The following is a 25,073-nucleotide window of genomic DNA, read 5'->3' as shown; positions in this document are numbered from 1 at the left end:
ATTATTTAGTCTCGCAAACTTATTGTATTTCCTTAGGTTGAGAAGAGCAATGTTCATATAACTTAACAGATCGAATACTTTAAATAGGGGGATTTAATGACTAGTAAGACACATGTGAGTTTAGGAGTTGCTTTTGCAGCACCTTTAGTTACAACATATTCCTATAATATAGAATATATATTGGTTGCTTTAATTGGAGCTATAGCTGCTGATTTTGATGTTAATTTACCTATAAAGCATAGAACTTGGACACATTCAATATTAGCACTTTCTATAAGTACAATTATATTAAGTACATTTGATAAATCTATAGCTTTATTTTGGTTTGTTGGTTATTCTACTCATCTAGTGGCAGATAGTTTTACTAAAATGGGAGTACCATTTTTTTATCCTTTTATAAAGGAGAATTATGGACTAAAATTATGCACAACAGGAAAGACTACAGATATTTTAATAAGGTATATAGCACTTATAGCAATATTTTATTTTTGTTATATTTATATACTTAACACAGTAAATTTCAATTTTTTATTAGGATTACAGTAAATAAGATTAATAACTTTATTTTTAGCTGTGTAACATTAGCATTTGTAATGCCTATGTAGTAACCCTTATGTGGTTTATCTGCAATGGAAGTAATAGTGAATACAATAGCAGAAATTCAAAATAATATAGAGATAGATTTAAAATAAGCTTAGATAAGTTATGGTTATAAGTATCTAAGCTTATTTTTGTTTTAATATTTATTAATGTCTTATAATAAAGTTAATGAAGCAATTATAACTTTTATTATAGTTTTAAATAAAATACTCGTAAATGATATAAAATAGATAGAATAAAAATAAACAAAGATGCTTACCTTTTTTGATTTCTCAAAGATTACTATTATTGAATATTTTGTTTATCTAGTAAAGATACTATTAAAAAAGTACCTAAAATAAAAATATTAATTGTATCTAATAATGATTAAAGGTGGTGAGATTAAAAAGAAATGGAAGAGTTTTTAGATAATAGTATAGAAGATAAAGATATAAATATTCTCATTAAAGAATATATGCCCCTTATTATAAAGTCTATAAGCTCAACAACTGGGAAATATGTTTCCGTTGAAAATGATGATGAATTTAGTATTGCTTTAATAGCTTTTAAAGAAGCAGTTGATAAATATGAAAGTCATAAGGGGAGCTTTTCATCTTTTGCAAAGATTGTTATTAGCAGTAGAATCAAAAATTATTTAATTAAGGAAAATAAACATAACAATGTAGATTCTATAGAACAATTAAAGGAGAATGGTATAGATATTGGAGAACTTCATCATACACCAGTGGAAAGTAGTAATGAACTTTCTAGTGAAATAATTAAGCTTAAAGAAGAGATAGGTAAATTTGGATTTACATTTGAAGATTTAGTAGAGGAAGCTCCAAAGCATACTGATACTAGAGAAAGAGCAATTGATATTTCTGAAAATGTAAATAAAGATGTATTATTAAAGAGTTTTATGTATGAGAAAAAGAGATTACCAATAAAACAAATATCAGTTAAGTTTTCTATAACAGAAAAAATTATTAAAAGAAGCAAGAAATTTATTATTTCAGTAGTAATAATATTAGATAAAAATCTTAGAAATTTGAAATTATGGATAAGGAGGTGAAAATATGTTTAAGGCTGTCGTTATGGAGATAAAAGATAATTATATAATAGTTATGAAAGAAGGCGGAGAAGTAGTAAGAATTAATAAAAAGGGGAATTTAAAGGTTGGAGAGACTATTTTTTGCTTAGATGAAGATATTTATATAGATACTAGGAATAATAAAAATAGGAGTTTGAAAACATGGTTAATTCCTTTAGGGGCAGTAGCAGCACTTATGATTATTTTAATTAATCCAATATTTAATATGTTTTCACCTGGTTTAAATAATACTTATGCAGTTTTAACCTTTGATGTTAATCCTAGTATTGAATTTGATTTAAATGATGGTGGAAAAATAATTAATGTTAAAGGGTTAAATGATGATGGAAAAATATTAGATATAAAGAGTATAAAAGGATTAACAGTAGAAGAAGGCTCTAATAAGTTAAAAGAATTATTAACCAATGAAAATTATTTAGGAAATGGTAATTCAGTTTTAGTTGGATTTTCTTTTTTAGGCACAGATAATATGGAATTTCAAGAAAGAATAGAAAATATGGTGAAAACTACATTCAATGAAACTAATGTAGCCTTTATGAAAGGAACAGAAGAAAGTTTATCAATGGCAAAGGAACAAGGAATAAGCTTAGGTAAATATGAGGCTATTTTAAAACTTGATGAAGATGGACTTGAAGAAGCCTTTGAAAACTTAAGTACTCAAGAGCTATTAGAATTACTAAAAGTTAATAATAGCAATGTATTTTTAAATGAAGATGCATTAGATGAACTTCAAGATGAAATTGAAGATAGATTAGAAGACGAAAATGATGATGACTATGAAGATGATGAAGACGAAGATAACGATGATGATAATGACAATTACGATGAAGATGATGATTAAAAAATATTACTGGAAATTTGATTTCCAGTAATATTTTTTAAAATTTTCTACTTATTTATTATACCCAATTATTTTTTATCCAGTATTCTCCATCAACATCAAGCCAAGGATTTTTTTGAATACTTCGCATTACTTGAAACATAATTTTAGATAAAATTGATGGATGAACACTATTATAGGAATTGATAATCTTTTTTGAAGTTTTAGTAACTGATTTATTAATTTTTTCTTTTAAATCAGGTTTTACTTCATCCCAATTAGTAGCTAAAACCCTAAAATCAAGTCTATATGTTTTTCCCACACAAAGCCAAAACATTTGTCTTTTTATATCCTTTGTAACTTTGCTTGCTCCTGCACCAGCTGTAGTAGAAATTGCAACTGCAATTTTATTTTTCATTGATGGATGAGGTCTGTGAATTAACCATCTATAGGCCATATGATCAAAGAAGGTTTTTAATTGTCCTGACATAGATAAGCAATAAGTTGGAGATTCAATTAATATTACATCAGCATTTTCAATGGCTTCAATAATTGGTCCAACTATATTTCTATGAGGACATAAATGTTCATCCTTAATGATACAAGTAAAACAACCAGTACAATGAGGTATATCATTTGTATAAAATTCTTTAATATCTTCAGCAGTTGAACTCAATCTATCCAATAATAATTTTGTGATATGCCAAGTACTTCCTTTATGATGCTGTCCGTGTATAACAACAATTTTCACAATTACCATCCTACATTATTAATTTATATATATTTATTCTAAGAGTATAATTTTATACAAAGATATCTAATGATATTTATCTTAGAAGTAAAAATAATTAAATTGTACACTTAAATAAAATACTCGTAAATAAGTATTTATATATAAAGAAAAAATCCAAAATGTATATTAATAAATATAAAGTATAATTGCAGACAATATGAAAAATTTTATTTAGATAGTGAATTTAACAATTCTAAAACAACCATATGTTACAATTACCCAAAAATTCAAGCTATTTAATTTAATTGATTTAAAAGATAAAAGGAATGTTATAGGTATATAATGCACATTTAATTTCATTAATAATATTTTAAATATGAGAAGTTATTTTCCTATAGCTTAATTTTATTAATATAAAAAGGGAAAAAGTTCTATATATAATAAGCATGGGAAGATAAGTATTAGGAGAACTAAATATGTCTTATGCTCATTCAAAGAATAAAGATAAAAAAGATAGCTTTAAACATATATCTGAATATGATAAACGTGAGTTATCATTATTGAATCTTCAGGTGAAAATAGCTTTAATATATATGATATCAGACATATTTCTTTTTGAAGGTACAATTGAAAGTATAAATTTAAGCTGTAATAAAGAAAAAGCTTATACAAATCCATTTATCTTATTAGGACAAGGTCAGGTATTAGCTTTAATAGCTAGTGTTTTAATATCTTATGTAGATTTTAGTAGATATGATCAGCTGAGTAAAAGAGAGGACAAGAGAAAAAAATCTATAGAGCCTGAGTATTTAATAAGTCAGGCATCTATATTGACAATAATCTTGTATGTTTTAAATATAATAGCAGTTAATGAGCAATATAAAGCTAGTCTTATTATTGATTTTTTAGAATGTGATAAAAAGAATATAAACATATTATATTTGCAGGCATATGCTTTTTTAATAAGATTTTATGGTGATTATTTTTGGTTAAGGGCTATTTTAAAGAGCATTGATTTAATAAGAAGTAAATATGATAAAAGAATAAAGAATATATATAATCCTGATATTGATGCAGTTATTGCTGCAGAGCTTTATGTTATACAAAGAGGGGTACTTTATGATATTGGTTGTTATACATTAGTACATTTAATAAATGAAGGAAGTGATATAAATAAAGAATTATTACTTCCAGCTCAGAATATTTTGGTAATAGCTGATATATTTGGAGTTGTAGCTAATATAACTGTTTTAGGCGCATTTATAAAAATATATGCTAGAAATGAAAATGAACCTGTATTTGGAAGATAAAATGGCTATTGTAATATTACAATAGCCATTTTAATATTTATAGTTTTATATTTTTCTATATTTCTTTAAATATAATAATATTAAATGTAATTAATGCTACCGTAAAAACAATAGGAATATATATGATTTTGTATTTATGAAAAATTAAAGCTTCTAATAATTATATTATTTAATATCAATATTAGAGTTTATGTGTACATGAGAAAATATCAAAAAGCTAATAAATTTATGAAATGCAAACATTTACATATATTTCCATATGTGATACTATTTAAATATTAAGACTTAAAATAAAAATAAATTTTTAAAAGGGGTATGGGGGAATGATTACAAGAAAATATGGGTATAAGGGTGATTGGAAAAAGACTTTAAGTGCAATAATGACTTTAACTGTTTTATGTTCTACAACTATATCTGCATTGGAAATTGATAATGCTTATGGAGAAAATAAAGTAGTATTTACAAATGAGGAATTATCAGCTATGGTGAATCCTATTGTACAAAGCTACACTGCAGATTCTTCTATGAAAACCTGGAGTTTAACTGCTGATAGTAGATTAGTTGTATTAGCAAATGAGACAAATGTTAATAATGAACGTTTAAAGGAAGTTATAAAACTAGTTAACGCTGAGTTTTTAGAAAAGGAAATTGTATCTGCACCATTAGTTATGGCTTATGGTGGAGAAAGTGAATTAGTAAAAAGTGATGTTTTTATTAATATTACTGATGTTAGTGAAATTACTGAAGAATCTACAAGTTTAGAAGCTTATCGTATTGATATTGATGATAATGGAATAAGATTAACTGGTGCAAGTGAAAATGCTATTTTATATGGACTTAGAACAATACAAAATTTAATGATTACTAATGAGGGACTTGTATATGGAACAATAATTGATTATCCAGATGTAGAGGAAAGAAGAATTCATGTTGATTGTGGTAGAAAATATTTTTCAAAGGATTGGTTTATTCGTCAAATTAGAGAAATGTCTTATATGAAAATGAATACTATACAAATGCATTTTTCTGAAAATATGGGTTTTAGAATAGAATGTGAAACAGATCCATCTATAGTTTCAGATGAATATCTTACAAAGAAAGAGGTAAGGGAGATTTTAGAAGAGGCTAGAAAGTATGGGATAAAGGTAATTCCATCTTTTGATACTCCAGGTCATGCAAATCATATTTTAAAGTTTCATCCTGAATATGGACAAATAAGTAATACTGGTACTCATTTTGATGGTGGATTAGATGTTACAAATCCTGAAGCTGTAGAGTATTTTAAAAGTTTATATAGAGAGTATATGGAGTTATTTGAAGGATGTACTGATTTCCATATTGGTGGAGATGAATACATGGAATTTGATAGAGCACCATTTACTACACAATATAAAAGTGTGTTAGATAGTTATGCAAAGGATAAATTTGGTTCAAATGCTGTTTGGCAAGATGCATTAGCTAATTATATTAATGAAATTGCAGAATTAGTTTATGAAGGTGGCTTTAAACCTAGAGTGTGGAATGATGGTCTTTATTATGGTGAAAATTCTTATAATGAAAAACCTCAAACAGTAAAAATGCATGACTATATTGGTGTTGATTTTTGGTCTCAAATGGGATGGAATAGAGATATTGCAAATTTAAATACTATTATAAATAAGGGCCATACTGATATTTATAATGTAAATGCAGGTTATTTTTATTATGTGCTACGTAATAGTAAACCTACAGATGGACGTGAACAACATTCTTTTGATTATTTAAATCAAGATGTAAGAATATTTGAACAGTGGACACCAGGAAAGTTTGAATCTAATACAATATCTGATGATTCTAGTGTAATTAAAGGTGCTTCACTAGCAGTTTGGTGTGATAATCCAAACTTAGTAAGTGAAGATATAATTACTGAAGATATTTCAAAGGAGTTACGTTCATTAGCTACTAAGAGTTGGAATACTAAAAGTAATTCAATTACTACAATAGATAAGTTTAGGGAAAATTATGCTTTATTAGGTAATGTAGCTGGTTTTGAAAAGGGCTCACAACTACCAGAAGTTGGAGAGTTTTTAGAAGCTGAGAATATTGGAAAGGTTACATTAAGATATGTAAGTAATACTGGAAAGATATTAAAAGATGACATTGTTAAGTATGGAACTATAGGTAAAGATTATAGTTTTGATGCTGAAGAAATTTATGGATATAGGGTAATATCAGAAGAAAATGTTTCAGGTAATTTTTCTAAGGAAGAGGTAGTTTATACATTTACGTATGAATTATATTGTAATAAGTCAGAATTAGAAAAAGAAATTAAAAATCCATTAAATGAAAGCTTATATATAAGAGAAACTTTTGCAGATTATAAAAATGCTTTGGAAAATGCAAAAAGTGTTTATGAAAATGAATTAAGTGAGCAGTTAGAAGTAGATGAGGTATTAACTGAATTATTAGCTGCTAAGGAAAAGTCAATTCTTTTAGAGTATTATCCATTATATGTGGAATGTGAATATACTCTTAACTCTGAAGGTTTTATTTCTGGATATGAAGATTATATAGCTGCTATTAATAATGGAAAAGCTATATTATATAGCGAAGATATTAGTACTGCTAAAATGAGAGAAGAGTTTGAAAAGATTCAAGTTGCAAAGAGTAATTTAATGAAAAAGAATGGAAATACACCAGATATTACATCTAGTGATACAACCTATACTCATTCAGGAGCTTCTTGGCAAGGGCCTTATTTCCCACCTGAAAAGTTTGCAGTTGAAAGAATGGTAGATGGCGATTTATCAACAAAAGCTTGGTTTGCTGATAATCAAAATATAGGTGATGAAATTTTATTCTCATTCCCGCAAGAGCTTAATATGTCAAAGATTCAAATTATTCAACCAGAAGAGGTTGGAGAAGATATGATTTCTAAGGCTGATGTAGAGGTAAAATCGGCAAATGGAGACTGGATAAAGGTTGGAGAGTTAAGTAGTTCAGAGGGAAGAGATAAGACAATTTACTTTGATGAAACTTTAGTACAATATGTAAGAATTGTAATCAAGGAAGATTTATCTAAGTGGTATCAAATAGCAGAAGTTTATTTTACTTATGAGCAAATTCAAGAATCTAATGTACTAAAAGATATGATACTTGAAGCTGAAAAGTTAAATATTGAAAGTAAGAATAAGTCTCTTATTTCTAATATGGTTGATGCTTTAATTGAAGCACAAAAAGCATATATTAAAAATTCAATAGATACTGAAGATATTGAAAGCAAATTGAGAAAAGCTATTGATGCAATAGATAATGAAATTGAAGAGATATTTACAGAGCATTTAAAATTGGCAGTAGAAGAAGCTAAAAATATAACAGAAGATGAGCTTTTAAATATTGTACCAGCAGTTGTTAGTGAATTTAAAGAAGCGTTAAAGGAAGCTGAGGAATTATTAGCTTTATCTAATGTAACTCAAGAACAAATAAATAATTCTTTTGATAGATTAAGTAAAGTAATGCAAATGTTATCTTTTGAAAAAGGAAATAAAGAAACTCTTATATCATTAATTGATAGAATTGAAAAGTTAAATGAAAAAGAGTATATTTCAGAAACTTGGAGCAAGTTACAAGAAAAATTAAGTTTTGCAATATCAATAGTTAAACATGAAAATGTTTTAAAGGATGATGTTATGAAGAGTTATGAAGAATTGCTAAGATCATTCTTAGAACTAAGATTGAAACCAAGTAAAGATAAATTACAAGAATTAATAAGTAAAGCAGAGAAAATTGATAAAAATAGATATACAGAGAATAGTTTAAAGGTTTTAGATAAAGCATTAGAAAAAGCAAGAGGTGTATTTTCTAATGAAGAATCTATAGAAAAGGAAATATTAGAAGCAAATAAAAATCTTGAATTAGCTTTAAATAATTTGGTTGAAAAGGAAAGTAGTAATATTAATAATTCAGAAAGTGAAAATAATTCTAATTCAATTACTGAAAACAATGTAAATAATAATATAAATAAAAATGAAAATATAATAGCAAGCACTACTTCTAAAGGTAATACTTCAAATACAATAAGCAAGGGGAATAAATTACCTAATACAGGTGGTAGATCAAATGTAGCTGCACTTTTATTTGCAAGTACTATTACAGTTATTGGATCTTTAATTGCTAAGAAGAAAAGATAATAATTGGTATAACTATATGTAGTATAATAATTGTATTATTGTTAATATTACCCAGGAAATAAGGTTATCAAAATAGATAACCTTATTTTAATTGTGCATATGGTCAACTAGAATTGGTGGAATCATATGTTTTATACTAGGGATATCATCAATTATAGTAAGTTTTTTAGAGTAATATTATTATTTAGATAAAACGTAATTAAATAAAAGGGATTTAGGGGGATGTTATGAGAATATGTCCAGAATGCAAATCAAAGTTAGAGATTATGGAAATTTTTAAATCATTATTTCATAAAGACAATTGTATTAGATGTAGCAACTGTAATACTGAATTAACAATTAGGATTAAAGGAATAACAAATGGAATTTCAGTTGTTTTAGGTATATTGGTTGGTATGTATTTATATAGACAGTTAAATTATACAGTTGGAGCATTATTTAGTTTTATATTGGCACTAACATTAGCATTTATAGTAGAAATACTGTTAATGATTGTTGTAACTAGTATTATAGGCTTTAGAAAAAGAGAGAAATAAGTGAGAATTTATCCATGAGATTTTATGAACAATTGTATTATATATGAAGTAAATTTAAGGGGGAAACATGAAATTAAAATTAGGTGAGTTAACATTTTATTTATGAAAAATTTTTAGCAATTATGAATTTTAAATAAACCTCCACAATAAAATTTTTATAATGGGTATTGACTTGAAGTTAACTCCAAGGTATATACTACCATTATATTGTTTTGGAAAAATAAGGTATAAGAAAGAAGGAAATAACACTATATAATATTATGGAGGTTATATAAAGATGGAAGGTAAAAAATTAGGGTTTGGATTAATGAGGCTACCTTTAAAAAATCAAGATGATGCAGCAAGTATTGATATTGAAATGGTAAATAAAATGGTGGATACTTTTTTAGAAAGAGGATTTACTTATTTCGATACTGCATATATGTATCATAACTTTCAAAGTGAAATTGTATTAAGAGAAGATTTAGTTAAACGTCATGATAGAAGTAGTTTTACTGTAGCTACAAAGATGCCAACTATGTTTTTAAAGACAAAGGAAGATCAAGAAAGAATTTTTAATGAGCAGCTTGAAAAGTGTGGTGTAGAATATTTTGATTATTATCTTCTTCATAACCTTGGGGTATCTCATTATAAGATAGCACAAGAAATGGATAGCTTTCAGTTTATTCAAAGAAAAAAAGAAGAGGGAAAAATTAAAAATATAGGCTTTTCTTATCATGATAGTGCAGAGTTGTTAGATGAAATATTAACAGCACATCCAGAAGTGGATTTTGTTCAATTACAACTTAACTATATAGACTGGGATAATGAAAGCATTCAATCAAGAAAGTGTTATGAAGTTGCTACAAAGCATGGAAAACCAGTTATTGTTATGGAGCCTATTAAGGGAGGAACTCTTGTAAAGCTTCCTGATAAAGCAGAGAAGTTATTAAAGGATTATAATCCTAATGCTTCAATACCTTCTTGGGCAATTAGATTTGCTGCAAGTAATAAAAATGTTATGATGGTTTTAAGTGGTATGTCTAATATGGATCAATTACTTGATAATACATCATATATGCAAGATTTTAAACCGCTTATTAAAGAAGAGTATGATATAATTAATGATGTAGTAAAGGTAATAAATGAATCAATTGCAATTCCATGTACAGCATGTCAATACTGCGTAGATGGATGTCCTAAAAATATAGCAATTCCAAATTATTTTGCATTATATAATGCTAAGAAAAGAGCAGATAGTAAGATGTTTTCAACAGAAAGTGTATACTATACAAATTATACAAAGACCTATGGAAAAGCATCTGATTGTATTGAATGTAAAAAATGTGAAAAAAGTTGTCCACAGCATATTAAAATCACAAAGTTTTTAAAGGAAGTAGCAAAGGAATTTGAATAAGTATTAATATAAAAGCTAGTATAAATAGTTTTAAAATCTCTATACTCTTAATAATTAAGAGTTAGAGATTTTTTATTTGTAAATATATTGACTTGGAGTTTACTCCAAGGTGTATGATTTGGTTATGGGAAAAAATGTATAAATAAAAAGTGGTATATAACTATAAAAATAATAGATATAACAGAGTAAAGGTGATAAGTAAAATCATTAAGAATATTTATATTAAAAATAATTTATTAGTAAATATATAAAAGTTAAGTTGGAGGTATAAATGGGAACACATGATATTTTATTGAAGGTTAAAAATGGAGATATATCTATAGATGAAGCAGAACAATATTTGCGTAGACAACCCTTTGAGGAAATGGGATATGCTAAGTTAGATACTCATAGAAAAATAAGGTCAGGTTTTCCAGAGGTTATTTTTTGTAGTGGAAAAACTGATGATCATTTGCTAAATATATTTGGAAAGTTATATGAAATAGATGGAGAGGTATTAGGGACAAGAGCAACTATTAATCAGTATGAATTAATAAAGGAAAGATATAAAGAAGCTAAGTATGATAAAGTGTCTCGTATTATAAAGATTGAAAAAGAGGGAAAGAAAAAGGTGGGAAAGGTGGTAGTTTGTACGGCAGGAACAGCTGATATACCTGTAGCAGAAGAAGCAGCACAAACAGCAGAGTATTTTGGATCTTATGTAGAAAGAATTTATGATGTTGGTGTTAGTGGCATCCATAGATTATTATCAAAGTTAGATGTTATTCAAAGTGCAAATTGTATAATAGCTGTTGCTGGAATGGAAGGTGCTATTGCAAGTGTTATTGGAGGGCTTGTAGATAAGCCAGTTATAGCAGTTCCAACATCAGTAGGTTATGGAGCAAGTATGAATGGGTTAGCAGCACTTTTAACTATGATTAATTCTTGTGCTAATGGAATTGCAGTTGTGAATATTGATAATGGATATGGTGCAGGATATATGGCAACGCAGATAAATAGGTTAGGGGTGAAGCAATGAGAAAAGCATTATATTTAGAATGTTATTCTGGAATAAGTGGAGATATGGCAGTAGCTGCACTTTTAGATTTAGGCGCAGATAGAGAAGTTTTAGAAACTGCACTTAGTAGTTTACCAATTGGTGGTTTTGAAGTAGAAATAAGCAGAGTTAAAAAATCTGGTTTAGATGGATGTGATTTTAATGTAATATTAGATAAAAATCACGAAAATCATGACCATGATATGGAGTATTTACATGGACAAAAGCAGCACTTAATGATAAAGAGAAATGATAAGTGGCATCATCCTCATAGAATTAATATAAATTATAATTATGACGATGATGAGCAGAGGGGACCTTTAGAAATTTTCAATATTATAAATGATGCCCATATTACAGATAATGCAAAAGAAATTGCAAAGAGTATTTTTACTATTATTGCAAAAGCTGAAGCTAAAGCTCACGGAGTAGAAATAAATCAAGTACACTTCCATGAAGTAGGAGCAGTAGATTCTATAGTTGATATCATAGCGGTTGCAGTTTGTATAGATAATCTTGGAATTAAAGAAGTTATAGTACCACAACTACATGAAGGTTATGGATTTGTACGTTGTAGACATGGAGTAATTCCAATTCCAGTACCAGCAGTTACCTATATTGTGGCAGATAATAATTTAAATCTTCACATAACAAATACAGAAGGCGAAATGGTAACACCTACTGGAGCTGCAATAGTTGCAGCAATTAAAACTTCTGATAAATTACCTGAAAAATTTACTATTAAAAAGATAGGAATTGGATGTGGAAAAAGAAGTTATGATAGACCAAGCTTTCTTCGTGCAATGATTATAGAAGATAAATCTTTAGAAGAAGAGTGTATTTATAAACTAGAAAGTAACATTGATGATAGTACAGGAGAAGCTTTAGGATTTGTGATGGATAAATTATTTGAAGCAGGGGCTAGGGATGTTCACTATATACCTGTATATATGAAGAAAAATCGTCCTGCTTATCAAATAAATGTAATTTGTAAAAAAGAAGATATAGAAAAACTAGAGCAAATCATTTTTATGGAAACAACAACAATTGGAATAAGGCGTATTAAAATGGAACGTAGTGTATTAAATAGAGAAATAAAAACAATGCAAACATCATTAGGGGAAGTACAAGTAAAGGAATGTAATCTTGAATTAGGTAAAAGGGTTTATCCAGAATACAGTAGTGTAGTAGAATTATGCAAGAAACATAATATGTCCTATCAAGATGTATATCATCTTATTAGAAAAGAATGTGAAAAAGATAATATACTAATAAAAAATGAAATTTAATCTTTAATTATAAGCTAAGAATAATTTCTATTTACTAAGTGCTGTAAGTGAAAAGATAAATATCTAGGGGGAAGTATGGACAAATATCATGACAAAGTAATTAAACTACAGGAAACAATAAATAAGTGTACTGATGAAGATGTAATGATAGCATTTTCTGGAGGGGTTGATAGTAGTTTACTTTTAAAAATGGCATGTGATAGTGCTATAAAAAAAGGAAATAAAGTATATGCAGTTACATTGCATACAATGCTTCATCCTTTTAATGAATTAGATAATGCAAGGAAAGTAGCCAAAGAGCTTGGAGCTATACATTTTATAATTGAGGTAGATGAATTACAAAAGGCAGGGATTTTAAAGAATCCGATAAATAGATGCTACTTATGTAAAAAGTACTTATTTGAGAAGATTATAGAAAAGGCAAATGAATTACATGTAAATACAATTATTGAAGGAACAAATGAAGATGATTTACATGTATATAGGCCAGGAATTAAGGCAGTTAAGGAACTTGGGATAATAAGCCCACTTGCAGAAGCTGGTATTACCAAAAAAGAAGTAAGAATGTTAGCTTTAGAAAAAGGAATTTCTGTATATAATAAACCTTCAACTCCATGTCTTGCTACAAGATTTCCATATAATACAGAATTATCTTATGAAAAAATGAATAATGTTGAAAAAGCAGAAGAGTTTATAAAAAAAATTGGAATATACAATGTTAGAGTAAGAATTCATGATAATATTGCAAGAATAGAAGTAGATGAAAATGATTTTTTTAAGATTTTAGAAAAGAATAGAGATATAGTTGATTATTTTAAATCATTAGGTTATATATATGTAACTATTGATTTAGAAGGTTTTAGGTCTGGAAGTATGGATTATAATAAAGAAAAGTAAATTATTTTAGTTATAGATATTAAGCCATAGATTGAAATAAATCTATGGCTTTTTTAGGTGATTATATCACAAATGAATAAATTATATAGTGATATAGTTTAATTATAGTTTATAGTTAAAATAATTTTTAGGAGTGGAATTAATGTTAGGAAAAATTTACAAAAAGTATGGGTATTTATTATTAATATTATTTTTAGTAGCATCACTATTTGATATGAGATGGGCAATAGCAGCAATAATATGTATGTTAGCACCTGTAGTATTTTCAGTAATTGGTAAAGGTAGATATTGGTGTGGCAATTATTGTCCAAGAGGAAATTTTTATGATAATATTTTAAAAAGATTTTCAGGTAAAAAGAAAACACCTAAATTTTTAAAAAGTACAGGCTTTAGAATATTTATGGTTGCTTTTATAATGTTTAATTTTACTGTTGGAGTATATAAAAACTGGGGAAATCTTTACGGAATAGGAATGGTATTTTATAGAATAATAGTAATTACAACTATTGTAGCCATAGTTTTAGGAATGTTTTATAATGAGAGAACTTGGTGTAATTTCTGTCCTATGGGAAGTATATCAGCTTTTATAACAAAAATTAGAGGTAGAAAAGTTAATATAGAAGTTTCTAATACATGTGTAAGTTGTGGTTTATGTACAAAAGTATGTCCTATGGGAATATCACCAAAGGAATATAAAAATGGTAAGGTTGAAGATAAAGATTGTATATTATGTAAGCAATGTGTTTATAAATGTCCTAAAAAATCAATAGAATTATCTAAATAATGTGGCACAAGCCTTAATTTAAAATTTGAATTAAGGCTTGTGTTAATATTTTTAAATGAATTATGGAAGTAATTTAACATATTCAACAATAGGCTGTATAAATGATTTATCAGTAAAATCAACAACACTACCATAAGTAGCAATTAATTCCTTATCATCATTTTTTAAGGTTTTAGGATCTTTTTTGCAAAGCATTTTATACATCATCTTCATCATAATTTTATGAATAAAATTAAGTTTTTTATAATCAATGCCTCCACGTAAATGGAAAACTTTAATTTTATCTTGCATTTCAGTTGAAAGTACCTTATTTAAAGAATCCTTAATATGAGCAATATTTTCTTTATCACTAGTATCAGCTAATCCACAAGTAAATAATATTAAATTCTTATTAGAAATTTTATGAAAATTCTTTGTAATTAACTTTATTCCACTTACGCCTCCAGCATAAAGTCCGCCACCATAAATAATGGTATCATAACCTAAAAGTTTATCTATGGTTGTATTTTTCTTTTCAATTAAATCACAAGAAAGTTCTTCAGATAGCCACTTAGCATATTTTTTAGTTGAACCATATTTAGACTCATATACAACAACAGTCCTATTCATAATTGATCCTCCATGAATTTTAAAATAATTAGTTATATTTTAACATTTACTAATATATGGTTACAAATTTGTTTTTATTTATATAGTCTAAAAATAATATGATGATCTTTTACAAGGGTATTTGTTATTCAAGTATAGTAGCCATATCCTAGGTTAATTCTTTTTTACCATTCTTTATCCATGTATTGATAATTCTCAATTACTATTAAACATAGCTTAATAAAATGATAAAAATAATAAAAGTAATTAGCTAAAAATAAAAGACAATTATTATACATAAATTTACAAATATGATATAATATTCTGTAGGCAATAGTAATAAGAATATGGGGTATAATATATGGAAGCATTTTGTTTAAGGTTTTATGAGGCATGCACAAAGGTATATATCAAAGGAAAGATAATTAATAAGAAATCAGAGTTGTTAGGTAAAAAAATTACGTGTTGCAAGTAGAAAGAAGATTTTCTAAGAAAGGTTTAAAGAAATTAATCATTCCTTTGATTATAGAACAATTATTAGCAGTTACTGTTGGATTTGCTGATACTATAATGGTTTCAAGTGTGGGAGAAACAGCAGTTTCGGCAGTTTCTCTAGTTGATACAATAAATATATTATTAATTAATATATTTGCAGCACTAGGTACAGGAGGATCAGTAGTAGCAGCACAATTTATTGGACAAGACTCTAGAAAAGAAGCAAGAGAGTCAGGAAAGCAATTAATTCTAATTACAGGCTTATTATCCGTTGTTATTATGATAATTTGTTTACTATTAAATGGACCATTACTAAGTTGTATTTTTGGTAGCGTTGATTATCATGTTATGGAAGGAGCTAAAACATATTTTTTTGTAACAGCAATTTCTTATCCTTTTATTGGATTATATAATTCTGGAGCAGCTTTATTTAGGGCTATGGGGAATTCAAAAATTTCAATGGTTAATGCTACCATTATGAATATAATAAATATTATATTAAATGCTGTATTTATTTTTGGTTTTGGACTTGGAGTATTTGGGGCAGCATTTGCAACACTTATTGCAAGAATAGTTACAAGTATACTTATTTTGATAATGCTAAAAAATAGAAAGAATATTATATATATAAATAATTATCATAGTTTTAAGTGGAATTGGTTTTATATTAAAAAGATTTTATTTATTGGAATACCTTCTGGTTTAGAAAATGGAATGTTTCAATTAGGTAAAATATTAGTTCAAAGCTTAATTGCAACCTTTGGCACATATGCAATAGCAGCAAATGCTGTTAGTAATAATATTGCTCAAATGATGATTATACCTGGATCTGCCATAGGGCTTTCACTAATAACAATTGTTGGACAATGTGTAGGTGCTGATGAATATGATCAAGCTAAATTTTATGTGAAAAAACTAATGAAAATGACATATATTTGGATGGGGATTATTAGTATATTAGCAGTTATATTATGTCCTGAACTTTTAAAATTATATTCTTTATCTAAAGAATCAACAGAACTTGCAAAGAAATGTATTTGGATTCATGGAATATTTGGAATGATTATCTGGCCAATAGCATTTACATTACCGAATGCCTTACGAGCTGCTAATGATGCTAAATATACAATGATAGTATCTATATGTTCTATGTGGACGTGTAGATATTTATTGAGTTTTGCATTAGGAAGATATTTAGCTTTAGGTCTTGTTGGAGTATGGCTAGCTATGATTGTTGATTGGTTCATTCGTTCATTTTTCTTTATTTATAGATATCATAGTGGTAAATGGCAAAATAGAAAATTAGTATAAGTATTTGAGGATATAGTTATAGGATATCTTTTAAACTATTGATGATAATTAACTAATATAAAACTGATAAGTTTGTACTTATCAGTTTTATATTAGTTATGAATTGAATTATCAATAGCAATAACTGCTGATAAAAATAAATCAGCATTATCTTCGTCAAAAATATCAATTCTATATTTGTCTTTAATGTTGAATGTTGTCTTAGTTATCTTTGCAACAGTAATTCCATTGTTACAAATAGTAAAATCATTTGCCATTATATCTCCAGAAACTAAATAATTATGTTTATTAGTAACTATTGATATCTTAGGTTTAATAGATGTCATATGTCGTTTAATTGATGCTAAATTTTCACCACCACAATAAATTGTATATTTGTCTGAAATAAACCCTGTTTTTTTCTTAATAACACTAAATTCACTTCCATCTAATCTATGTATATACAAGTTATGCCTTATAGATAAAATGCTACCGAATAATTTATCTAAAATCGAAAGTATCCCTTTTGTAGTAACTTCTAAGCAAGGTTGCTTATGAGAATTATAAATATAATACTTACTATTTAAGGATAGTAACTTTTGCTCAATATAATATATTTTAATGTAAAATCCCCCTATAAAAAACCTTATAAAAATATTTTATTATGGTTTAAAGATATATTTGCATATCCATGGCTGTGGCTCTACAAACTTTTTCGTCTCCACAAACTTCAAGCATATTATAACCTAAATTTCAGAAAACAACAAAATATCAACATTTGTTTAAACTTGTAAGATATTCAGTATTTAATGTACTTACTGAATTAATTATTTTAACAACTTCGCTAGGTGATTCTGGTAAGTCATTTTCAAGCCAGGTTTCAATAATTGAAATACATCCTCCAATGATATATCTTATATAGTAGTTATAGTAGGATTTATCAAAGTTATCAGATGCAGCATATATATGATCAAGATTAGCTTTACTAGCAATAAATATTAATTTATCTAAAAGCTTAGTATCGTTATGTTTGCAAATTAGAATTTTACATAGTTCTTTATTCTCTGCAATTAATTCAAGAACCTTAAGTAATAATAAATCTGGATAATTCTCTACGGGAGTTTCATCAATATATTTAATGATTTGAGAGAATAATTCATTTTCCATAGATTGAAGCAAATCATAAGCATCTTTATAATGTGTATAAAAAGTTCCCCTATTAATATCTGCATCTTTACATATATCTGTAACTGTGACTTGATGAATTTCTTTATTTTCAAGAAGCTTAAGTAAACTTTCTTTAATAATCTTTTTTGTGTATAAAATTCTACGATTTCCTTTAATACCTGCCATGGATAATCTCCTTTGTTAGTAAATTTAAATAATTTATGAACAAGCATTATTTAATAGACAAAAATGCTTTTTATGTACAATTAATAACATTGAAAAAATATGTGATTATTGTCTATAAGATTATATTAACTTATACTATATATTATATTATTAAATGAACAAACTGTCTATTTAATAACAGTAGCATAATGGAGGAATAAAATGTCGTATATAAGGATTAAAGATTTGTACAAAAAATATAAAGTTGGGGAAACAGAGGTTGTAGCTAATAATGGAGTTTCTTTTTCTATTGAAAAAGGAGAGTTTGTCGTTATTTTAGGACCAAGTGGAGCTGGAAAGTCAACTGTACTTAACATTCTTGGTGGAATGGATAATTGTGATGATGGTGAGATAATAGTTGATAATATTAATATTTCTAAATTTAATAATAAACAGCTTACTAAATATAGAAGAGATGATGTTGGATTTGTATTTCAGTTTTATAATCTAGTACAAAACTTAACTGCAAAGGAAAATGTAGAGCTTGCTACTCAAATATCTAAAAATGCTTTAGATGTAGATAAAACACTTGAATTGGTAGGACTTGATCATAGAAAAGATAATTTTCCATCTCAATTATCTGGTGGTGAACAACAAAGAGTATCTATTGCAAGGGCTGTAGCAAAAAATCCTAAATTATTGCTTTGTGATGAACCAACAGGTGCTTTAGATTATAATACAGGAAAACAAGTTTTAAAAACACTTCAAGATACATGTAGAGAAATGGGAACAACAGTTATAGTTATAACTCATAACTCTTCAATAGCACAAATGGCAGATAGGGTTATTAAGATTAATGATGCAAAAGTTAGAAGTGTAGAAGTTAATAGTAATCCTATTCCAGTTGAAAATATTGAATGGTAGAGGTATAGAGTGATGGAAATTAAGGCATGTAATAAGTTAACGGTAAGAGAAATTCTATCATCAAAAGCAAGATTTTTTTCAATATTAATAATTATTCTTTTAGGGGTGGCTTTTTACTGTGGTATAAAATCTTCAGGACCAGATATGAATAAAGCCATAAATAATTTATATGATGAATATAAGCTTATGGATAGCAAAATAGTATCAAATTTTGGAATAGATGATAAAGATATTGATGTACTTAGAAATGATGATAAAATATTAGATTTTTATGCTACACATAGTATAGATGTAAATCTTACTAATACAAGTAATGTAGTAAAATTTATGGAATATAATAATGAAAGCAATATAAATGATTTTATTGTTGTTGAAGGTAGATTGCCAGAAAAGAGTGGAGAAATAGCAATAGATGAAGAAGCTTTAAAGATTAATAGTGACATAAAGCTTGGTGAAGAATATGTAATTGATACTGATGAAGATACAATGAAGTCTTTTAATAAGACAAAGTTTAAAATAGTTGGTATTGTAAGAAGTCCAATGTACATAGAAAAAGGCTCTAGAGGTATAACTTCAATTGGTAAGGGAAGTATTGATTATTTTGCAGTATTAAATAGTTCAGATATATCAATGGATGCATATACAGAATTATATGTAAGATTTAAAAATGTACAGGGACTTGATGGATATAGCAAAGAATATGCAGAGCTAATGGAAGAAAACAATGAATATCTTGAAAGCTTATATTCAAATAGAAGAGAAGAAAAAATTGAAGAAATAAAGGAAGAAATACAAAGTCAAATACTTCAAAGTATGGGGTCAGTTAGTGAAATTCCATTAGAGTATCAAGAAGATACTTCAATGAATTTAGATAGTTTAGAGTATTATGTTTTTGATAGAACTGATAATACAGGATATTCTGGATATAAGGATTCTATAAATAGTTTAGATAAAATTGCGTCAGTATTACCGGTATTTTTCTTCTTATTAGCATTAATGATTTGTTTAACAACAATGACAAGAATGGTAGAAGAAAATAGAGTTGAAATAGGAACTTTAAAAGCATTAGGATATGGTAATTTTGAAATATCTAAGAAATATATAATATATGCATCACTTGCAAGTATTTCAGGATGTATCTTAGGAATACTAATAGGATCTAATATACTTCCTAGTGTAATTAGTAATGCTTATGAAAGTTTATATAGTTTACCTAAAGTAAGTATACATTATTATAATTCTTATATAATTCAGTCAATGGTAGTATCAATATTATGTACTGTAGGAGCAAGTTTATTTGTTATATCAGTTGAGCTTAAAGATAAGCCATCAAATTTAATGAAAGTAAAAGCTCCAAAGGTAGGTAAAAAGATACTTTTAGAAAGAATAACACCATTATGGAAAAGATTAAACTTTAATTATAAGGTTACATTTAGAAATATATTTAGATATAAACAACGTATGATAATGACTGTATTAGGAATTTCAGGATGTATGGCAATACTTGTCACAGGTTTTGGACTTAAGGATTCAAATGTAGGTGTAGTTAAAAGACAATTTGAACATCTTTGGAATTATGAAGCTATGGTAATAGTTGATTCAGATTCTGCAGATGAAACAAATAATAAATATAATGATGTTTTAGAAGGATTACCTGGATATGAAAGTAGTTTAAATTTACATCAAGAATCAGTAACTTTTAGTAAAAAAGATATGAATAATCAAGAAGCAACAGTATATGTGCCAGAAGATACAAATAAATTAGGTGATTTCATAACTTTAAATGATAGAAAAACAGGTGAAGAATATAAAATATCAAATGATGGTGTTATCATAACTGAAAAATTAGCTAAACTTTTAGGTGCATCTACAGGAGATGTTATAACATTAAAAGATGATAGTAATAACACTTATGAAATTAAAATAGATAAAGTAGCTGAAAATTATGTTAAGCATTTTATTTATATGTCAAAAGAATATTATGAAAAAGTATTTGGAAAAGAACCTATATATAATACACAATTATTAAATATAGATAAAGATAATGCTGATGAAGATGAAATATCATCAAAACTTTTAGAATGTGAAAATGTAATAAATGTTACATTAACTTCTAAAATGCAAAAAACAATGGAAGAATCAACTGCAAATATGAATTTAGTTATGATTGTAATAATTGTATCAGCAGGATGTTTAGCTTTTGTAGTTTTATACAATTTAAATAACATAAATGTATCAGAACGTATAAGAGAGTTATCAACTATAAAAGTTTTAGGTTTCTTTGATGATGAAGTAACTATGTATATTTTAAGAGAAAATGTAATATTAACTCTATTAGGAACAATTACAGGTTCGGTTTTAGGAAAAATGTTACATGCATTTATAATTTATACATCAGAAACAGATACTATGATGATGTATCCTAATGTTTCAATAACTAGTTATATAATATCGGCAGGAATAACTATATTATTTTCAATAATAGTTATGGTTATAATGCACATAAAATTGAAGAATGTTGATATGATAGATGCATTAAAGTCTAATGAATAATAAATGATTTTTAATGTAGTTGTGTAAAATAAAATTTAAATATAAATATAAATAATAAAACCTCAAGGAGATAAAAACCTTGAGGTTTTATTGTTTTAATAAATAAATTTTAAAAATTATCTTGACTTGGAGTTAACTCCAAGGAATATCATGAAGTTATTGTAAGAAGTTTATAAAAATTTACAATTAATTAATTGTGTTAATAAAGAAGTAAGCTATATTACTGAATTTAAAAATGGAGGGTTATATGGATAAAAATAATAAGAAAAGTTTAGTGGTGTATTTCTCTCGTAAAGGGCAAAATTATTGGATCAAGTGTTAAAAAGTCTGAAACAAATATTAAAAATTGGATTATGAAAGGGTGAAATAAAAATGGCAATTACAGATAAAGCAAAGGAATATCATGAAAGGATGTTTCCAGGTTATGTTTCTAATTTTCTTGAAACAGATCCAGAGTTTATAGAGATATTTGATAACTTTGCCTTTGATGAAGTAGTAAATGTAGATGATTTAGATAATAAAACAAGATTTATAGCAATTTTATCAACACTTATTGGATGTCAAGGTATTGATGAATATAAAGCTATGGTTCCAGCAGCACTTGAGTTTGGAGTAACAGCAGTTGAAATTAAAGAAATTGTATATCAATCAGTTGCTTATTTAGGTATTGGACGTGTATTTCCTTTCTTGAAAGTTACAAATGAAATACTTGAATCAAGAGGAATTAAATTACCACTTGAGGGACAGTGTACTACTACAAGAGAAAATAGGCGTGAAGCTGGTACAAAGGCTCAAGTAGATATTTTTGGAGAAAACATGAAAGATTTTTGGAAGTCAGGGCCAGAGGAAAGTCGACACATTAATTATTGGTTAGCAGCTAATTGTTTTGGGGATTATTATACAAGAACAGGACTTGACTATAAACAAAGAGAAATGATTACTTTTTGCTTTTTAGCAGCACAAGGTGGCTGTGAACCACAATTAACATCACATGCTGCTGCAAATATTAAATTAGGAAATGATAAAAATTTCTTAATTAAAATAATTTCTCAATGCTTACCATACATCGGATATCCTCGTTCTTTAAATGCATTAAGATGTGTTAATGATGCAGCAAAATAGTTTTATAAATATATCAAAGTAAATAAAAGGGAGAAATATATTATGGATAATCGCACTTGGTTAATTACAGGGGTAAGTAGTGGCCTGGGATATGAAATGACAAAGCAACTATTAGAAAATGGAGATACAGTTATTGGTACTGTACGTAATACTAAAAAGGTGGAATATTTAAAAGAAAAATATAAGGATACATTTGATTGTCAGATACTTGATGTTACAGATGTACCAGCTATTCATAAAGTAGTAGATGAAGCTTTTAAAAAGCATGGAAAGATAGATGTAGTTATTAGCAATGCTGGATATGGTTTATTTGGCTGTGCAGAAGAATTATCTGATGATGAAATTAATCATATTATTGCAACTAATTTAACAGGTTCTATTATGCTAATTAAATCTTCATTACCATATTTACGTATGCAAGGTGGAGGCCGTATTATACAAATTTCATCTTATGGTGGTCAAGTAGCATTCCCTGCAAATTCAATGTATCATGCTACAAAGTTTGGTATTGAAGGATTTTGTGAGTCAGTTGCTCAAGAAGTGGGACAGTTTAATATAGGTATTACTTTAGTAGAACCAGGTGGAGCAAGAACAGAATTTAGATATGGCAGTGCTAAAGTTGCTAATCTTATGCCAGAATATGAATCATGTCATGGATTTTTAGATATGTTAGATGCTTCTAAGGGCCTTGCACCTGGAAGTCCTTCAAAAATGGCACAACGTATTATTGAAAGTGTAGACAGGTCGTCAGAAACACTTCGTATGATTCTTGGATCACAAGCACTTTCGACAACTGTTACAAGATTAAAAGAGCGTATTGCCGAGTATGAAACACAAACAGAGCTTGCAGCATCAACAGATATTATTGAATAAAAGAAGGGAGGTATTAGTGGAAATTGAATTCTTATAATGAATTTAGCCACTAAATATAAAAATGAGTGATAACAAAAATTTAAGTGTATTTAAAATTGGAGAACCATTACCAGAAATGTTTTCTAAGTACTTTATAGGAAATGCATATTTGAATATGTTAACAACTAAAGGAGTTAGTATTGGAAATGTAACTTTTGAACCAGGATGTCGTAATAATTGGCATATACATCATAAGGGTGGACAAATTTTACTTGTTACTGGTGGAAGAGGCTATTATCAAGCTTGGGGAGAAGAAGCAATAGAATTAAAAGCTGGAGATGTTGTTAATATTCCTGCTGAAGTTAAACATTGGCATGGTGCATCAAAGGATAGTTGGTTTTGTCATCTTGCAATTGAAGTACCTGCTGAGGGTGCAAGCAATGAATGGCTTGAAGCAGTAACTGATGAAATATATAACAAATTAAAATAGTAGGGGGTAAGATATGAGTAAGAAGGTATTAATTTTATCTACAAGTCCAAGAAAAGGTGGAAATTCAGATTTACTTTGTGATGAATTTATGAGAGGTGCAAAAGAAAGTGGAAATGATGTTGAAAAGATTTTTATAGCACAGAAAAAGATAAATTATTGTATAGGCTGTGGAGTATGTAATTCTACTCATAAATGTGTTCAAAAAGATGATATGGCAGAAATTCTTGATAAAATGGTTTCTGCTGATGTAATTGTTTTAGCTACACCAGTATATTTTTATTCAATGGATGGACAGTTAAAAACTCTTATTGATAGAACTGTACCAAGATATACAGAGATTTCTAATAAAGATTTTTATTATATTATGACTGCCGCTGATACAGATAAAAATATGCTCCATCGTACAGTAGAAGCAATTCGTGGCTTCACAGAAGATTGTCTTCAAGGGGCAAAAGAAAAAGGAATTATTTATGGAACAGGAGCATGGCAAAAGGGAGAAATTAAAAATACTAAAGCTTTTCTAGAAGCTTATGAACTTGGGAAGAATGTATAAAGTAGAATAAATTATTAATTAAATTTACAAAGATTATATTAAAATATAGAAGAATATTAAAGGAATATATACAGAGATAATTCTAAATGATTAAATTCATATGGAATTATCTCTTATTTATTTCATGTAATTATATAATAATGGTGTTAGTATAAAGTAGTGGACACATTAAATCGAACTAAGTAAAATAATATTTAGTTAAGAAAGGATGTGT

Annotated in this window: 22 protein-coding genes; 18 read left to right on the top strand and 4 right to left on the bottom strand. The window is 27.3% G+C overall.

Going from position 1 to position 25,073, the window contains the following annotated elements; translation table 11 throughout:
* Positions 1-96: 96 nt before the first annotated feature.
* The 3 genes from LPC13_RS14460 (at position 97) to LPC13_RS14450 (ending at position 2,531) form a co-directional block, all read left to right on the top strand.
* Positions 97-546 carry a metal-dependent hydrolase gene (locus tag LPC13_RS14460; protein WP_005214706.1) on the top strand — a complete coding sequence of 150 codons (450 nt, stop codon included), beginning with the start codon at positions 97-99 and terminating at the stop codon, positions 544-546.
* A 445-nt stretch (positions 547-991) separates the two neighbouring features.
* Positions 992-1,651, top strand: coding sequence for a sigma-70 family RNA polymerase sigma factor (locus LPC13_RS14455; RefSeq protein WP_005214707.1), 660 nt, complete (start codon positions 992-994; stop codon positions 1,649-1,651).
* Between the two features lie 4 nt (positions 1,652-1,655).
* On the top strand, positions 1,656-2,531 hold the full coding sequence (locus tag LPC13_RS14450) for an anti-sigma factor domain-containing protein (protein WP_005214708.1): 876 nt from the start codon (positions 1,656-1,658) through the stop codon (positions 2,529-2,531).
* Between the two features lie 58 nt (positions 2,532-2,589).
* On the opposite strand, the gene LPC13_RS14445 is transcribed toward LPC13_RS14450, so the two are convergent.
* The gene (locus LPC13_RS14445; RefSeq protein WP_005214709.1) at positions 2,590-3,270 is read right to left on the bottom strand and encodes a flavodoxin family protein; all 681 of its coding nucleotides are present in this window, start codon (positions 3,268-3,270) and stop codon (positions 2,590-2,592) included.
* Between the two features lie 449 nt (positions 3,271-3,719).
* Between LPC13_RS14445 and LPC13_RS14440 the strand changes: the two genes are divergently transcribed.
* From LPC13_RS14440 to LPC13_RS14405, 8 genes are all read left to right on the top strand, one after another.
* Positions 3,720-4,553 carry a hypothetical protein gene (locus tag LPC13_RS14440; protein ID WP_005214710.1) on the top strand — a complete coding sequence of 278 codons (834 nt, stop codon included), beginning with the start codon at positions 3,720-3,722 and terminating at the stop codon, positions 4,551-4,553.
* A 323-nt stretch (positions 4,554-4,876) separates the two neighbouring features.
* Positions 4,877-8,722, top strand: coding sequence for a family 20 glycosylhydrolase (locus tag LPC13_RS14435; protein ID WP_234088913.1), 3,846 nt, complete (start codon positions 4,877-4,879; stop codon positions 8,720-8,722).
* A gap of 227 nt (positions 8,723-8,949) precedes the next feature.
* A complete protein-coding gene (locus LPC13_RS14430) occupies positions 8,950-9,258 on the top strand; it encodes a hypothetical protein (RefSeq protein WP_040419858.1) in 309 nt (102 codons plus the stop codon).
* Positions 9,259-9,535: 277 nt separating this feature from the next.
* Positions 9,536-10,654, top strand: coding sequence for an aldo/keto reductase (locus LPC13_RS14425; protein ID WP_005214714.1), 1,119 nt, complete (start codon positions 9,536-9,538; stop codon positions 10,652-10,654).
* Between the two features lie 271 nt (positions 10,655-10,925).
* Positions 10,926-11,672: a nickel pincer cofactor biosynthesis protein LarB gene (gene larB / locus LPC13_RS14420; RefSeq protein WP_005214715.1), complete on the top strand. Its 747-nt coding sequence runs from the start codon at positions 10,926-10,928 to the stop codon at positions 11,670-11,672.
* Entirely contained in the window at positions 11,669-12,979 is a 1,311-nt protein-coding gene (gene larC, locus LPC13_RS14415; RefSeq protein WP_005214716.1) for a nickel pincer cofactor biosynthesis protein LarC, read from the top strand. The genes larB and larC overlap by 4 nt, the downstream gene beginning before the upstream one ends.
* Positions 12,980-13,054: 75 nt before the next feature.
* Positions 13,055-13,876: an ATP-dependent sacrificial sulfur transferase LarE gene (gene larE, locus LPC13_RS14410; protein WP_005214717.1), complete on the top strand. Its 822-nt coding sequence runs from the start codon at positions 13,055-13,057 to the stop codon at positions 13,874-13,876.
* A 142-nt stretch (positions 13,877-14,018) separates the two neighbouring features.
* A complete protein-coding gene (locus LPC13_RS14405; RefSeq protein ID WP_005214718.1) occupies positions 14,019-14,660 on the top strand; it encodes a 4Fe-4S binding protein in 642 nt (213 codons plus the stop codon).
* A gap of 60 nt (positions 14,661-14,720) precedes the next feature.
* On the opposite strand, the gene LPC13_RS14400 is transcribed toward LPC13_RS14405, so the two are convergent.
* The gene (locus tag LPC13_RS14400) at positions 14,721-15,269 is read right to left on the bottom strand and encodes a flavodoxin domain-containing protein (RefSeq protein ID WP_005214719.1); all 549 of its coding nucleotides are present in this window, start codon (positions 15,267-15,269) and stop codon (positions 14,721-14,723) included.
* Positions 15,270-15,710: 441 nt separating this feature from the next.
* On the opposite strand from LPC13_RS14400, the gene LPC13_RS14395 reads away from it, so the two are divergent.
* On the top strand, positions 15,711-17,054 hold the full coding sequence (locus tag LPC13_RS14395) for an MATE family efflux transporter (protein ID WP_005214720.1): 1,344 nt from the start codon (positions 15,711-15,713) through the stop codon (positions 17,052-17,054).
* A gap of 92 nt (positions 17,055-17,146) precedes the next feature.
* Here LPC13_RS14395 and LPC13_RS14390 read toward each other — a convergent pair whose 3' ends face one another.
* On the bottom strand, positions 17,147-17,500 hold the full coding sequence (locus tag LPC13_RS14390; RefSeq protein ID WP_005214721.1) for an LURP-one-related/scramblase family protein: 354 nt from the start codon (positions 17,498-17,500) through the stop codon (positions 17,147-17,149).
* A 304-nt stretch (positions 17,501-17,804) separates the two neighbouring features.
* Positions 17,805-18,386 (bottom strand): TetR/AcrR family transcriptional regulator, encoded by a 582-nt coding sequence (locus LPC13_RS14385; RefSeq protein ID WP_005214722.1) that lies wholly within the window; start codon positions 18,384-18,386, stop codon positions 17,805-17,807.
* A gap of 201 nt (positions 18,387-18,587) precedes the next feature.
* Here LPC13_RS14385 and LPC13_RS14380 point away from each other — a divergent pair, with 201 nt between their 5' ends.
* From LPC13_RS14380 to LPC13_RS14355, 6 genes are all read left to right on the top strand, one after another.
* Positions 18,588-19,289, top strand: coding sequence for an ABC transporter ATP-binding protein (locus tag LPC13_RS14380; protein WP_005214723.1), 702 nt, complete (start codon positions 18,588-18,590; stop codon positions 19,287-19,289).
* 12 nt (positions 19,290-19,301) lie between these two features.
* A complete protein-coding gene (locus LPC13_RS14375) occupies positions 19,302-21,842 on the top strand; it encodes an FtsX-like permease family protein (RefSeq protein ID WP_207733646.1) in 2,541 nt (846 codons plus the stop codon).
* Positions 21,843-22,214: 372 nt separating this feature from the next.
* Entirely contained in the window at positions 22,215-22,964 is a 750-nt protein-coding gene (locus tag LPC13_RS14370; RefSeq protein WP_005214725.1) for a carboxymuconolactone decarboxylase family protein, read from the top strand.
* 42 nt (positions 22,965-23,006) lie between these two features.
* Positions 23,007-23,837, top strand: coding sequence for an SDR family oxidoreductase (locus LPC13_RS14365; protein ID WP_005214726.1), 831 nt, complete (start codon positions 23,007-23,009; stop codon positions 23,835-23,837).
* A gap of 61 nt (positions 23,838-23,898) precedes the next feature.
* Positions 23,899-24,306, top strand: coding sequence for a cupin domain-containing protein (locus tag LPC13_RS14360; protein ID WP_005214727.1), 408 nt, complete (start codon positions 23,899-23,901; stop codon positions 24,304-24,306).
* A gap of 13 nt (positions 24,307-24,319) precedes the next feature.
* A complete protein-coding gene (locus LPC13_RS14355) occupies positions 24,320-24,859 on the top strand; it encodes a flavodoxin family protein (protein WP_005214728.1) in 540 nt (179 codons plus the stop codon).
* Positions 24,860-25,073 lie beyond the last annotated feature (214 nt).

The organism is Clostridium celatum, assembly GCF_021412605.1.
GTDB classification, from domain to species: domain Bacteria; phylum Bacillota; class Clostridia; order Clostridiales; family Clostridiaceae; genus Clostridium; species Clostridium celatum.
This window is presented reverse-complemented; position numbering and strand designations above follow the sequence as displayed.

Excerpts from the sequence above, each read along its gene's own strand:
- LPC13_RS14435 (WP_234088913.1), top strand. The coding sequence starts at position 4,877 with ATGATTACAAGAAAATATGGGTATAAGGGTGATTGGAAAAAGACTTTA.
- LPC13_RS14440 (WP_005214710.1), top strand. The coding sequence starts at position 3,720 with ATGTCTTATGCTCATTCAAAGAATAAAGATAAAAAAGATAGCTTTAAA.
- LPC13_RS14400 (WP_005214719.1), bottom strand. The coding sequence starts at position 15,269 with ATGAATAGGACTGTTGTTGTATATGAGTCTAAATATGGTTCAACTAAA.
- larC (WP_005214716.1), top strand. The coding sequence starts at position 11,669 with ATGAGAAAAGCATTATATTTAGAATGTTATTCTGGAATAAGTGGAGAT.
- LPC13_RS14385 (WP_005214722.1), bottom strand. The coding sequence starts at position 18,386 with ATGGCAGGTATTAAAGGAAATCGTAGAATTTTATACACAAAAAAGATT.
- LPC13_RS14375 (WP_207733646.1), top strand. The coding sequence starts at position 19,302 with ATGGAAATTAAGGCATGTAATAAGTTAACGGTAAGAGAAATTCTATCA.
- larB (WP_005214715.1), top strand. The coding sequence starts at position 10,926 with ATGGGAACACATGATATTTTATTGAAGGTTAAAAATGGAGATATATCT.
- LPC13_RS14450 (WP_005214708.1), top strand. The coding sequence starts at position 1,656 with ATGTTTAAGGCTGTCGTTATGGAGATAAAAGATAATTATATAATAGTT.
- LPC13_RS14355 (WP_005214728.1), top strand. The coding sequence starts at position 24,320 with ATGAGTAAGAAGGTATTAATTTTATCTACAAGTCCAAGAAAAGGTGGA.
- LPC13_RS14425 (WP_005214714.1), top strand. The coding sequence starts at position 9,536 with ATGGAAGGTAAAAAATTAGGGTTTGGATTAATGAGGCTACCTTTAAAA.
- LPC13_RS14370 (WP_005214725.1), top strand. The coding sequence starts at position 22,215 with ATGGCAATTACAGATAAAGCAAAGGAATATCATGAAAGGATGTTTCCA.
- LPC13_RS14430 (WP_040419858.1), top strand. The coding sequence starts at position 8,950 with ATGAGAATATGTCCAGAATGCAAATCAAAGTTAGAGATTATGGAAATT.
- LPC13_RS14445 (WP_005214709.1), bottom strand. The coding sequence starts at position 3,270 with ATGGTAATTGTGAAAATTGTTGTTATACACGGACAGCATCATAAAGGA.
- LPC13_RS14360 (WP_005214727.1), top strand. The coding sequence starts at position 23,899 with ATGAGTGATAACAAAAATTTAAGTGTATTTAAAATTGGAGAACCATTA.
- LPC13_RS14365 (WP_005214726.1), top strand. The coding sequence starts at position 23,007 with ATGGATAATCGCACTTGGTTAATTACAGGGGTAAGTAGTGGCCTGGGA.
- LPC13_RS14460 (WP_005214706.1), top strand. The coding sequence starts at position 97 with ATGACTAGTAAGACACATGTGAGTTTAGGAGTTGCTTTTGCAGCACCT.
- larE (WP_005214717.1), top strand. The coding sequence starts at position 13,055 with ATGGACAAATATCATGACAAAGTAATTAAACTACAGGAAACAATAAAT.
- LPC13_RS14380 (WP_005214723.1), top strand. The coding sequence starts at position 18,588 with ATGTCGTATATAAGGATTAAAGATTTGTACAAAAAATATAAAGTTGGG.
- LPC13_RS14405 (WP_005214718.1), top strand. The coding sequence starts at position 14,019 with ATGTTAGGAAAAATTTACAAAAAGTATGGGTATTTATTATTAATATTA.
- LPC13_RS14455 (WP_005214707.1), top strand. The coding sequence starts at position 992 with ATGGAAGAGTTTTTAGATAATAGTATAGAAGATAAAGATATAAATATT.